Annotated in this window: 11 protein-coding genes; 4 read left to right on the forward strand and 7 right to left on the reverse strand. The window is 61.8% G+C overall.

Annotated elements, in window-relative coordinates; translation table 11 throughout:
- Positions 1–123 precede the first annotated feature (123 nt).
- Together HKK57_RS22410 and HKK57_RS22415 are read left to right on the forward strand one after the other, a co-directional pair.
- Entirely contained in the window at positions 124–333 is a 210-nt protein-coding gene (locus HKK57_RS22410; RefSeq protein ID WP_029291346.1) for a DUF3079 domain-containing protein, read from the forward strand.
- 289 nt (positions 334–622) lie between these two features.
- Complete coding sequence (locus HKK57_RS22415) at positions 623–835, forward strand: PLDc N-terminal domain-containing protein (RefSeq protein ID WP_029291348.1); 213 nt, start codon at positions 623–625, stop codon at positions 833–835.
- Between the two features lie 202 nt (positions 836–1,037).
- Here HKK57_RS22415 and HKK57_RS22420 read toward each other — a convergent pair whose 3' ends face one another.
- On the reverse strand, positions 1,038–1,916 hold the full coding sequence (locus tag HKK57_RS22420; protein ID WP_092237003.1) for an alpha/beta hydrolase: 879 nt from the start codon (positions 1,914–1,916) through the stop codon (positions 1,038–1,040).
- Positions 1,917–1,990: 74 nt separating this feature from the next.
- Complete coding sequence (locus HKK57_RS22425; protein WP_169390792.1) at positions 1,991–3,160, reverse strand: GGDEF domain-containing protein; 1,170 nt, start codon at positions 3,158–3,160, stop codon at positions 1,991–1,993.
- Positions 3,161–3,343: 183 nt separating this feature from the next.
- Between HKK57_RS22425 and HKK57_RS22430 the strand changes: the two genes are divergently transcribed.
- Positions 3,344–3,940, forward strand: coding sequence for an NUDIX domain-containing protein (locus HKK57_RS22430; protein WP_029291354.1), 597 nt, complete (start codon positions 3,344–3,346; stop codon positions 3,938–3,940).
- 96 nt (positions 3,941–4,036) lie between these two features.
- Positions 4,037–4,624, forward strand: coding sequence for a LysE family translocator (locus HKK57_RS22435; protein ID WP_029291356.1), 588 nt, complete (start codon positions 4,037–4,039; stop codon positions 4,622–4,624).
- A gap of 1 nt (position 4,625) precedes the next feature.
- Here HKK57_RS22435 and HKK57_RS22440 read toward each other — a convergent pair whose 3' ends face one another.
- The 5 genes from HKK57_RS22440 to HKK57_RS22460 form a co-directional block, all read right to left on the reverse strand.
- Entirely contained in the window at positions 4,626–5,447 is an 822-nt protein-coding gene (locus HKK57_RS22440; RefSeq protein ID WP_169390793.1) for an AraC family transcriptional regulator, read from the reverse strand.
- A gap of 104 nt (positions 5,448–5,551) precedes the next feature.
- Positions 5,552–8,020, reverse strand: a complete 2,469-nt coding sequence (locus tag HKK57_RS22445; RefSeq protein WP_169390794.1) for a TonB-dependent siderophore receptor — start codon at positions 8,018–8,020, stop codon at positions 5,552–5,554.
- Positions 8,021–8,261: 241 nt separating this feature from the next.
- The gene (locus HKK57_RS22450; protein WP_169390795.1) at positions 8,262–9,230 is read right to left on the reverse strand and encodes a FecR domain-containing protein; all 969 of its coding nucleotides are present in this window, start codon (positions 9,228–9,230) and stop codon (positions 8,262–8,264) included.
- Positions 9,227–9,757, reverse strand: coding sequence for a sigma-70 family RNA polymerase sigma factor (locus HKK57_RS22455; protein WP_169390796.1), 531 nt, complete (start codon positions 9,755–9,757; stop codon positions 9,227–9,229). The genes HKK57_RS22450 and HKK57_RS22455 overlap by 4 nt, the downstream gene beginning before the upstream one ends.
- A gap of 218 nt (positions 9,758–9,975) precedes the next feature.
- Positions 9,976–11,586 carry an ABC transporter ATP-binding protein gene (locus HKK57_RS22460; protein ID WP_169390797.1) on the reverse strand — a complete coding sequence of 537 codons (1,611 nt, stop codon included), beginning with the start codon at positions 11,584–11,586 and terminating at the stop codon, positions 9,976–9,978.
- Position 11,587: the final 1 nt, after the last annotated feature.

Consider the following 11,587-nt stretch of genomic DNA (forward strand, 5'->3'; position numbering starts at 1 on the left):
AATAATAATGATTCCTGTCAAGTTTCCAGGGATATAACCACAACCATTCTTGACGTTGGTCAAGGCTGTGGGCGGGCGGCGGCCGTAGGATCAAATCACCGCCCACTGCCGTGGAGCCTGCTCATGGCCAAGCCATTCCCGCTAAACCCCAAACACCCTGAGCGTATCTGCTGGGGCTGCGACCGTTATTGTGCGACTAGCGCCCTGGCCTGCGGCAACGGTGCCGACCGCACCATGCACCCGGCCGAAATGATCGGTGAGGATTGGTACTTGCATGGCGATTGGGGGATTGAACTGCCGATTGCGACAGACAAGGTGCCAGACCCTGGTTGACCTAAGCCTGCAACTTGCAGCTCACCGCTGGCTTTTTTTGTGGCGAGCGGGCTTGCCCCGCGCTGGGTGGCGAAGCCGCCCCAATAGCCTCACCACGTTCTGCCAGATATACCGAGGCGGCTGGCTTTGGGGCTGCTGCGCAGCCCAGCGGGGGACAAGCCCCCTCGCCACAACAAGCCACCCTCCCACAACAAGCGCCCTCGCCACAAACCTGAGCAGTCGTTGGTATTTTTTCTGAACCCTCGCGTTCACCCCTGGCCCTAAGGTGTATGACCTCAGGAGGTGAACCATGCAAATCGAATACGTCTGGATTATTTTGGCCACGCTGTTGGTGCTGGTTGAGTTGTGGGCCATCAACTGTGTACTGCGCAGTGCCAGTCGAGCCGAAACCAAAATGCTATGGGTTGTGGTGATTGTCTTCGTACCCCTGCTGGGTGTGATTCTGTGGGCGATCACTGGCCCCAAGGCGATTGCCAAGCAAAAGGCTGACGTCAGCCGGTGAACCATCAGCGTAAAAAAATCGTTTAAATGCAAAAAGAGTTGTCCACGAAAACCGTGGGTATCTCTGTGGATAACCTTGCGTGGCCCCGGTGCCACTGGCGATTCGACCTGCGATCAATATTTGATCAGGAACGTTTGCAAGCCTTTTGGCGCGTGGCATGCGCTTGACACGCGTCGCTCCAACCGGTGCCGGATTCGCCGTTCTACAGCAAACCCTGGAGTGCCTGGCGATAGCTGCGGCCGCCCAGGCTCAGGCTGTTGTTGTGACTGGCTCCCGGTACCAACAGCAAGTGCTTGGGTTCTTGCGCGGCATCAAACAGTTGCTGGCTGAAACGCGGCGGCACGTAGCGGTCATCCAGGCCATGCACGACGAGCAAGGGCATGTGGATATCGGCGATCTTGTCGATGGAGTCAAACTTCTGTGACAGCAACCACCGCACCGGCAGCGAGGTGTTGGCCACCGCCGCCGCGACATCGGCCAGGGAGGTAAAGGTGGATTCGATCACCAGCCCACGCACCGGCGGCGGCAGGTGTTCAGCGACGGCCTGCTGGCCCAGTTCGGCCGCCAGGTCAATGGCCACGGCGCCGCCCAGGGAGTGGCCGTAGATCAGGCGCTTGCCCGGGTCGGGTTGCAGCAGTTGGAAGCGCTCCCAGGCCACCCGTGCATCTTCGTAGACACTGGATTCTGAGGGCAGGTCGCCCCGGCTTTGGCCAAAGCCCCGATAGTCGATGGCCAGCACCGAGTAACCCTGGGCATGCAGTTGCTCGATGCGAAACAGCTGGCCGGTAAGGTTCCAGCGCACGCCGTGCAGATACAGGATCGCCGGCGCGTCTTTTTTCGCCGCCGGCCACCACCAGCCATGCAGGCTCTGCCCGGACTTGAAGCTGGCGGGCTTGAGCTCGAACTCCTGCACATCACTGGGCAGCCCGCGATACCAACTGGCAGGGCCGGGTTCGATACGAAACACCAGCTCCCGCTCCTTGTGTTGCAGCACATTGCACCCTACCGGCAGGCCGAGGATCAGTAGCGCCATGCACAGCAGCGGTAGCCAGCGCCAGCGCGAGAGAGAACGTGAGGACATGGAGGTTCCAGGACAGAAGCGAAGCAGGTTTTTTACCAGAAGCCTTGCCCGTGAAGGAATTATTCAGACCGCCGTCAGGGGGCGATTGCTTGCAAAGTGTTACAGGCCGTCTGTACGCGGTTGCGCCCCTGATCCTTGGCGCGATACAGCGCCTGGTCTGCCTGGGACAGCAGCCGTGACAGATCGTGGCACGCGGCGGTGCTGGTCACCACCCCGATACTCACACTGAGGAACCCGGGGGCCAACAAGTCCAGTTCGGCGAACCGCTGGCGGATACGTTCGGCCACCTGCACCGCGCCTTGTTCATCGGTGTCGGCCAGCAGGCAGGCAAATTCTTCACCGCCGATGCGCGCAAACAGATCGTGCTTGCGCAAAATCGACGAGGTCAGTTTGCTGAAGGCTATCAATGCCTGGTCGCCCATGGGGTGGCCGAAACTGTCGTTAAGGCGCTTGAAGTAGTCCAGGTCACACAACAGCAATGTCACCGGCTTGCCGCGTTGTTGGCTGTCGGCCAGCAGTTGCTCGCCATGCAGCATGAACGCCCGGCGATTGCCGATGCCGGTCAATACATCGCTGAATGCAGCGGCCTTGAAGTTGAGTTCGGCGCGCTCCTTGACCATCGCCAGGGTGACGTAGGCGATGCCGATCGCATACAGCATGGATTCGAACAGCATGAACGAAAAAAACGGCACGCCTTCGCCCATCAGCGCATGTTCATTCTTGAGCGGCATGCCGGGGTCAATCACCGCCCGTACACAGTAAAACGTCGTATGAAACAGCATCAGCCCCATCGCTGGCAGATAGGCCACTTCCAGGTGTCGGCGATGGCGCCACAACTCCAGCGCCGACAGCACGCCATAGCTGGCAGCCAGCAGGGAGTACAGCGACACCCGGCTGGACATCGACCCATAGAACTGCGGCACCAGGCACATCAACAGCCATAGCGCGGGGCCTGCGAGGATGCCCGGCAGGTGCGGCCTGCCATGGACGAACAGGCGCATGGCGGTCCAGTTCATGGCGGCACTGAGCAGCAGCACCACATTGCCCAGCACCAGCGCGACAAAATCCACGCCCACGCCGCGCACCACGATCAGCGTGGTGCCGAGGGAAGCCAGCAACAGCATCACCCCCAGGTAGCCCAGGGTCGGCTCACGCACGCGATGCCAGGCGTGGACGGTAAGCAGGCCCATCAGGCAGAAAACGAAAACCGCGACCATCAAGAGCGTCGGTATGTGCAGCATCATGTCCTTGACCCCGCAAGATGCACTGTCGAGATAACCCCGTCAGCCACACGCGTGGGCGGTCATCCGGTACAGAAAGGGCGCGATTGTAGCCGGATAACGCGCGCCGATGCTGGCCGATGGACAGCTTGACGCTGACAGGATGTCCCCGACATGCTGCGCCCCCTGCGACCAAAAGGACCTGCCATGGACAACAGCCCCGTACGCATCACCTCCCAAGAGCTGCTCTCGGACAACTGGTACCTGCTGAAAAAGTACAGCTTTGACCTGCGCCGCCGTGATGGCAGTTGGCAAGCCCAGACGCGGGAGGTGTATGACCGTGGCAACGGAGCGACCATCCTGCTGTACAACACCCAGCAGCGCACGGTGTTGCTGATTCGCCAGTTCCGCATGCCGACCTTCGTCAATGGCCATGACGGCTACCTGATCGAAGCCGCTGCAGGCCTGCTGGACAACGCCAGCCCAGAGGAACGTATCCGCCTGGAAGCCGAGGAAGAGACCGGCTACCGCATCGGCCATGTCGAAAAAATCTACTCGGCGTTCATGAGCCCCGGGTCGGTAACCGAGCGCATTCATTTCTTTATCGGTGAGTATCAACCCGGCGACCGCGTGAGCGAGGGCGGTGGGCTTGCGGAGGAAGGCGAGGATATCGACGTGCTGGAACTGGGCTTCGACGAGGCTATCGCCATGGTTGCGCGCGGTGAGATTGTCGATGGCAAGACCATCATGCTCCTGCAATACCTGGAGCTGCGATTGCTCAAGGCAACCCTGGCGGGAAGGTAGGAGCCGGCTGCTACAGGGGCATTTTGTTCAATACGCATTGGCTACAGGCACGTAGCGTACAGGCGCCGCTCCCTGTGAGTAGAAAAAGGAAATGCAATGAGTTTGATCATGTCCATGGCCGCCTTCGCCCTGGCGACCTCTATCACCCCCGGCCCAGTCAATATCGTCGCCCTCGGCTCGGGGGCGCGCTTTGGTTTTGTCGCCAGCCAGAAACACGTGGCTGGCGCGGCGCTGGGGTTTACGTTGTTGCTGGTGTTGATCGGCCTGGGCTTGCACGAATTATTGATCCGTTGGCCGGTCTTGACCCAGGGCATCCAGTGGGGTGGGGTGATATTCCTGCTGTACATGGCCTACAAGCTGGCGACCGATGACGGCCGGCTGGATGCGCAAGATGCCAGCGTTGCGCCTTCGATGCTGTATGGCGCGGTCATGCAGTGGCTCAACCCCAAGGCCTGGCTGGCATGTGTCGCCGGTATGGGCCTGTTTGCGGCCGACGGCGAAGCCGCGCGGGTCTGGCAACTGGCGGCGGTGTACCTGGTGATTTGCTACTTGTCGGTGGCGTGCTGGTCGTATGTGGGCACGTTTTTTCGGCGTTACCTGAGCAATGCGCGGGGCATGCGCCTGTTCAACCGGGTGATGGCGTTGTTGCTGGTGATCAGTGTGGCGTACCTGTTGCTGGGCTGATTCAGCCGCGATATTGCCCCGGCGTGGCTGCCAGGTGCTGCTTGAACGTGCGCTGGAAGTGCGCCTGGTCGGCAAACCCCGCGGCCAGTGCCACATCGGCAATCAACTGGCCGCTGCGCAGTTGCTGGCGGGCAAACTGGATCCGCTGGTTGACCAGGAATACGTGGGGCGTCATGCCGTAATACTGCTTGAACGCGCGGATCAGGTACGACGGCGACAGCTGCGCGGCCTGGCAGATGTCTTCGAGTTTCAGCGCCTCGGTGCACTGTTCGCGGATGTACTCGGCGGCGCGCTCCAACTTGTGATTGACCTCCCGTACCACTGTTGCCGCTGGGTTCAGGCGCAATTGCACGTCACTGAAAAAACTCACCACGGCGCTGTGTTTGTGCAGGTGCTCGGCGTGTTCGTCGGTCAGCACGGCGTACAGTTCGAGCAGGCCGGCAAACAGCTGCGGATCATCGGTATGGGGGGTGCTGAAACGGCGAAAGTCCAACTCGCTGGCAAACCCCAACTGGTGTTGCAGGTCGGTCAGCCAGGGCGTGTCTATGTAGAGCATGTGATACGACCAGGGTTGGTCGTCGATCGGGTTGCAGGCGTGCACGTCGCCGGGGTTCATCAGCACCACGGTGCCGGTATGGATATGGAAGGTGTCTGCGCCATGGATATACAGGCTCTGCCCGGCGGTGATCGCGCCAATCGAGAAATGGTCGTGTGCATGCCGGGTGTAGCAGACCTTGCGCCCATCATCGATGGTACGTGCTTCGATAAACGGCAGGCTGGCATCACGCCAGAAGCGCGGGGCGGCCAGGTCGGGCAGCGACATGATGGCAATCTCCAATGGGCCTTGTAGGGCCTCGATGATTGCACATAAATACGCCGCCGACCTTATCTAGGCGCCGGCAAGCCGGCTCCTACGTTTGTGTTGGGTTAGAAGTCCCAGCGTGTGGCCAGTTGCAGGCTACGTGGCTCGCCGTAGAAACCGGTACCGAAGTTGCCCAGGCCTGTGTAGTACTTTTTGTCGAAGGCGTTCTTCACGTTCAACGTGGTGCTCAAGTGCTCGTTGAAGCGATAGCGTGCCATCAGGTCCACCAGGTAATAGCTGTCCTGGGTGATGCGCGCGTATTGGCCGAAGTTGACCGTGTCATTCGGGTTGGGCTGGAACACATTGCCGAAGAACTCGCTCTGCCAGTTGACCCCGGCACCGATCGTCACCTTATCCAGCGCCCCCGGCAGGCGATAGGCGTTGAACAGGCGCACTACCTGCTGCGGCGTGGTGGTTTGCAGGACGGAGCTGTAGACATAGTCGTCGTTGGCATCACGGGTGTGCTGGTAGGTATAGCCGGCCGAGACATTCCAGCCGTCGAGCACTTCGCCGGCCAGTTCCACTTCAAAGCCCTTGGTCGTGGCGCCGGCAATCGGGCGGTAGATCGAATCGCTTTCAAAGCCCGAGACGTATTGCGCAACATTGTCCTGCTCAATACGGAAGGCGGCGAAGCTGGCATTCAGGCGGCCGTCGAAAAAGGCCGCCTTGAGCCCGGCTTCGTAGGTGTCGCCTTCAATCGCGTCAAGCAGCTTGCGGTCGGCGTCCTTGGTGTTCTGCGGGCGGTAGATCTTGGTGTAGCTGCTGTACACCGACCAGATATCGTTGAGGTCGTAGACCACCCCGGCATAGGGTGTCACCACGCCGGTCTGCTTGTAACTGGTGCGCGCGTCGGTGGCGGTCGGATCGTAGAAATCCGTGGTGTCGTTGTTGCTGAAATTGCTCACGCGGGTGCCGAGGATCACCGACAAGTCGTCGGTAGGTTTCAGGCGGGTCGCCAGGTAGGCGCCGGTCTGGCGTTGCACAATGTCGTTCTGGCCGCTGCGTGGAATGTTCGGCTTGGCATATTCGCCACGCCAGTCATAGATGCTGCCGCCCACCGGCGGGTAGACCGAACCGTAGACCGGCACGTCCTGTTTGGAGCGGGTCGCCATAAAGCCCATGATCAACTCATGCTCGCGGCCAAACAGGCTGAACGGGCCGCTGAGGTTGACGTCGAGGGTGTTCTGCACCTGGTCGCCCTTGTACTTGCCCATGAACATGTACATGCCTTCGCCTGTGACCTGGTCCGGGTTGCCGCCGCTGGCGGAGGCGAGCAGGGTGTCGTGCTGGCTGTGCTTGCGGTCCAGGCTGACTTTGAGTGACCAGTCGTTGGCCAGCTTTTGCTGGACCGAGGCGAAGATTGTCTGGTTCTGGAAGTCGCGGCGGCTCCAGTCGGCGGCCGGGTTGAACGAGCGCGAGAAGTTCGTGCGATTGCCGTTGCTGAAGTACATCGGGAACCCGGTCCAGCTGGCGCCACGGGAGCGGGTGTCCTGCTGGTCGATACCGAAGGTCAGCAGGGTGTCGGGGGTCAGATCGGCTTCGAGGATGCCGTAGGCAATGTCCTTGGTGTTCTGGTAGTGGTCAAGGTAGGACGAGCGATCCTGATAGACCCCGACAAAACGCCCACGCACATTGCCCGACTCGGTCAACGGCCCGGAGATATCACCTTCGGTGCGGTAGTTGTCCCAGGAGCCCACGGTGCCGGTCACCGAGGCCTTGAATTCCTTGGTGGGCTTTTTGCGGATCAGGTTGACCGTGGCCGAGGGATCGCCGGAACCGCTCATCAGGCCCGACGAGCCCTTGATGATTTCCAGATGGTCGTACACCGCCATGTCGGTGCTGGTGGTGCCGTAGTCATACACGCCGTCATAGGTGGAGTTGACGCCGTCGTACTGGAAGTTGGTGATTGGCAGGCCCCGGCTGGAGAATTCCCAGCGCTCGCTGTCGTAGTTCTGCACGCTGACCCCAGGGGCGCGGCGCAGGGTGTCGGCGATGTTGTTGGAACCCTGGTCGTCCATCTGCTGGCGGGTGATCACGGTGACTGACTGTGGGGTCTCGCGGATCGACAATGGCAGGCCGGTGGCCGAGGCCATCGAGCCGGTGGTGTAGGAGTGGCTGTCTTCGGTGGTGGCCCCCAGTGCCACGCCGGAAATAGTGGTAGCGCCCAGTTCAAGTTCGCCGGTATTGAGCGGCGCAAGTTCCAGCACATAGCCATTGTTGCCCTGGGGCTGGGCCTGCAGACCGCTGCCTTGCAACAAGCGTTGTAGACCGGCAGCCGGGGTGTAGCTGCCGCTCAGGCCCGGGCTGGTCTTGCCTGCCGCCAGGCTATTGTGGCCGGCGATGAAAATCCCCGACTGTTCGGCAAAGCGGTTCAACACACTGACCAAGGATCCTGCGCCGATGCTGTAGCTGCGGGCGGTTTCCTGGGTTGCCGGCGTTTCTGTCGCCTGCACGGTAAGCGGGCCCAGGCAGAGCAGGGTTGCGGTGATAGCCAGCGCCAGAGGGCGCAGCGTGAAAGCAGCGGGTTGCGGCATGGAAGGTTCCCTAGGGGTTCGGCGAATTTGAAAGCGTCTGCTGGGTTAACCGAACGAACGTTGAAAAGGGGAACTGGGGGAACGCAATTCGCATGGCAATGGGGCTTTGTGGCGAGGGGGCTTGTCCCCGTTGGGTTGCGCAGCGACCCCAAAAGTGGGCCTGCTACGCAGTCCAACGGGGGACAAGCCCCCTCGCCACAAAGCCCCTCACACAAGCCCCCTCACCACAACAACCAGGCAGTCAGGTGGCGTGTATTTTCGGTCCCACGCTGACCCACCACGGCATCACTTTGTCTATCTGGATCGGCAGCGCGGCCTCCAGCAGTTGCAACGCGTGCTCGCTGTCCTTGAGTGGGAATGAGCCCATCACCGGCAAGTGCGCTACGGCCGGATCGCATCCAAGGTGGCCGGGGCGGTAGCGATTCAGTTCGCTGATCAATTGGCCCAGTGGCAGGTTGTCCGCCAGCAGCACGCCCCGGCTCCAGGCCTCGCGGGTGGCGGATGCCGTGCTGGTGCCGCGGATGGCGTGGCGATCGAATACCGCCTGTTGCCCTGCCTCGATAATGCGCACCTGTTGGCCGTCGGCGGTACGCACTTCTACCCGGCCATCGAAGACATTGAGGGCGGTATCGTGCTCGCCTTGCAGCACGCTGAAGCGGGTGCCCAGGGCACGCAGGCGGCCGTGCGCGGTGTCGACCAGGAACGGGCGCTGGAGGTCCTTGGCGGTGTCGATCAGCACTTCGCCAAAACGCAGGTGCAGCAAGCGTTGATGTGTATCGAAGCGCACGTCCATGGCGCTTAATGCGTTGAGCCAGATATGCGTGCCGTCACCGAGCAAGGCATCGCGGATCTCGCCGCTGGCCGTGGCGTAGTCGGCACTCCAGCCGCCGACCACCCGGGGCAGGGCGGTGCCGCGCCAGGTGCCCCAGGCCAATGCCGAACCTACACCCAGCACCAGTAGCGTCTTGAGGGTTTGCCGTCGGGTACCGCGCAGGGCCCGGCTGGCGCCGATGGGCTCGTCGGTCAGGGGCGCAAAGCGCTGGCTGACGCGCTCGACGTACCGCCAAGCCGCCTGATGCTCTGGGCTCTGTCCAAGCCAGGTCTGCCAATGCTGTTGTGCCTGGTTGCCGCCCTGAGGGTCTTGCAGGCGCACATACCATAGGGCTGCCTGCTGCAAGCTGGCGTGGCTGAGTTTTGCGCTGGGGTTCATTCCACGAGCAACCCGTCGAGTTCGGCTTCCAGCACCGCGCAGTGCAACAGCGCCTGGGCCATGTATTTTTTCACCATGCGCTCACAGACCCCCAATTGCACGGCGATTTGCTTGTAGGTCAGGCCATGCAGTTGCGCCAGCAGGAAGGCGTCGCTGACCTTGCGCGGCAGGCGCGCGAGCATGGCGTCTACCTCGTACAGGGTTTCGACGATGATCGCCCGCTGCTCCGGCGAGGGTTGCATCGCTTGCGGGCGGTCGGCGAGGCTTTGCAGCCAGGCCTGCTCCAGTTGGCGGCGGCGCCAATGGTCGATGCACAGGCCCCGAGCGATGGTCGCCAGGTACGAGCGCTCGCGCACCGCATCGGCCTGCTCGGGTGGGCGTTTGAGCACGCGGATAAAAGTGTCTTGCGCCAGGTCGGCTGCATCCCAGCGATTGCTCAGGCGTCGGCGCAGCAGGCCGAGCAGCCACGAGTGGTGGCTGCCATAGAGCTGACTGAATGAAGTGGGGGAAGTCGACACAATATCCAACCGGCGCTGACGCCATGACGTGAATAGGAATTGGTCGCGATTAAAGCAAAGGGCTGCGGGCAGCGCAAATGATATTGGTTTGCTTTTGCGAAAGACTTTGCCTGCAGATCTGCACAGATCAAATGTGGCAGCTGGCTTGCCTGCGATAGCGGTGTGTTGCCTGACCCACCGCTATCGCAGCCTCGCCGGGCGAGACAGCTCCCACAGGATCCCCTGAATCAGATGCGAGAGGTCGGCACCAGGAACGCGGCCTCCAGCAACTGCCGGGTATAGGCATGCTGGGGAGCGGCGAAGATGGTCTTGGCATCGCCCTGTTCCACCACCTGGCCTTGCTTGACCACCATCAACTGGTGACTCAGCGCCTTGACCACCGCCAGGTCGTGGCTGATAAACAGGTAGGTCAGGTTGTACTTGGCCTGCAGGTTGCGCAGCAGTTCTACCACCTGGCGCTGCACCGTGCGGTCCAGGGCCGAGGTCGGCTCATCCAGCAGGATCAGGCGTGGCTTGAGCACCAGGGCGCGGGCGATGGCGATGCGCTGGCGCTGGCCGCCGGAGAATTCGTGGGGGTAGCGGTGGCGGGTCTGCGGGTCCAGCCCCACTTCCTTGAGCGCGGCGATAATCGCCGCTTCCTGCTCCACCGCCGTGCCGATCTTGTGGATGCGCAAGCCTTCACCGACGATCTCGCTGACGCACATGCGCGGGCTCAGGCTGCCAAATGGGTCCTGGAACACCACCTGCATTTCCCGGCGCAATGGCCGCACCTGTTGTTGGGTCAGTTGGTCCAGTTGCTGGCCTTCAAAACGGATCCCGCCCTTGCTGCCGATCAACCGCAGGATCGCCAGGCCAAGGGTGGATTTGCCGGAGCCGCTTTCGCCGACGATGCCCAGGGTCTGGCCCTGGGGCAGGCTGAAGTGGATACCGTCCACGGCCTTGACGTAATCGACGGTGCTGCGCAAGAAGCCTTTCTTGATCGGGAACCAGACCTTAAGGTCGTCGACTTCCAGCAACGGTGGACCAATGGCGTTGCTGGCTGGCCCGCCGCTAGGTTCAGCGGCCAGCAGCTCCTGGGTGTACGGATGCTGCGGGGAACGGAACAGCTCCTCACAAGACGCCTGTTCGACAATGCAACCGCGTTGCATCACACACACGCGGTGGGCAATGCGCCGGACCAGGTTCAAGTCATGGCTGATCAGCAGCAGCGCCATGCCCAGGCGCGCCTGCAGCTCCTTGAGCAGTTCGAGGATCTTCAACTGCACGGTTACGTCCAGTGCGGTAGTTGGCTCATCGGCGATCAGCAGTTCCGGCTCGTTGGCCAGGGCCATGGCGATCATCACCCGCTGGCGCTGGCCGCCGGACAATTCATGGGGCAGGGCCTTGAGGCGCTTGTGTGGCTCCGGGATGCCCACCAGCTCCAGCAACTCCAGGGTGCGCAGGGTCGCGGCCTTGCCGGTCAGGCCCTTGTGCAGGCCCAGCACCTCGTTGATCTGCTTCTCGATGGAGTGCAGCGGGTTCAGCGAGGTCATCGGTTCCTGGAAGATCATCGCAATGCGGTTGCCGCGGATCTGGCGCAAGGGTTTTTCTTTCATGGTCAGCAGATCCTGCCCGGCATACCCGATCGTGCCGGACGGATGCCGCGCCAGGGGGTAGGGCAGCAGACGCAGGATCGAGTGGGCAGTCACCGATTTGCCGGAGCCGCTTTCGCCGACCAGGGCCAGGGTTTCACCACGGCGGATATCGAAGCTGATGTTTTCCACCACGCGCTGATGCTGCTCGCCGGTGACGAACTCGACACTGAGGTCGCGGACTTCGATCAGATTGTCCTGGTTCATC

It is taken from the genome of Pseudomonas sp. ADAK21 (assembly GCF_012935735.1).
Classification (GTDB): Bacteria; Pseudomonadota; Gammaproteobacteria; order Pseudomonadales; family Pseudomonadaceae; genus Aquipseudomonas; species Aquipseudomonas proteolytica.

Excerpts from the sequence above, each read along its gene's own strand:
- HKK57_RS22410 (WP_029291346.1), top strand. The coding sequence starts at position 124 with ATGGCCAAGCCATTCCCGCTAAACCCCAAACACCCTGAGCGTATCTGC.
- HKK57_RS22415 (WP_029291348.1), top strand. The coding sequence starts at position 623 with ATGCAAATCGAATACGTCTGGATTATTTTGGCCACGCTGTTGGTGCTG.
- HKK57_RS22420 (WP_092237003.1), bottom strand. The coding sequence starts at position 1,916 with ATGTCCTCACGTTCTCTCTCGCGCTGGCGCTGGCTACCGCTGCTGTGC.
- HKK57_RS22425 (WP_169390792.1), bottom strand. The coding sequence starts at position 3,160 with ATGATGCTGCACATACCGACGCTCTTGATGGTCGCGGTTTTCGTTTTC.
- HKK57_RS22430 (WP_029291354.1), top strand. The coding sequence starts at position 3,344 with ATGGACAACAGCCCCGTACGCATCACCTCCCAAGAGCTGCTCTCGGAC.
- HKK57_RS22435 (WP_029291356.1), top strand. The coding sequence starts at position 4,037 with ATGAGTTTGATCATGTCCATGGCCGCCTTCGCCCTGGCGACCTCTATC.
- HKK57_RS22440 (WP_169390793.1), bottom strand. The coding sequence starts at position 5,447 with ATGTCGCTGCCCGACCTGGCCGCCCCGCGCTTCTGGCGTGATGCCAGC.
- HKK57_RS22445 (WP_169390794.1), bottom strand. The coding sequence starts at position 8,020 with ATGCCGCAACCCGCTGCTTTCACGCTGCGCCCTCTGGCGCTGGCTATC.
- HKK57_RS22450 (WP_169390795.1), bottom strand. The coding sequence starts at position 9,230 with ATGAACCCCAGCGCAAAACTCAGCCACGCCAGCTTGCAGCAGGCAGCC.
- HKK57_RS22460 (WP_169390797.1), bottom strand. The coding sequence starts at position 11,586 with ATGAACCAGGACAATCTGATCGAAGTCCGCGACCTCAGTGTCGAGTTC.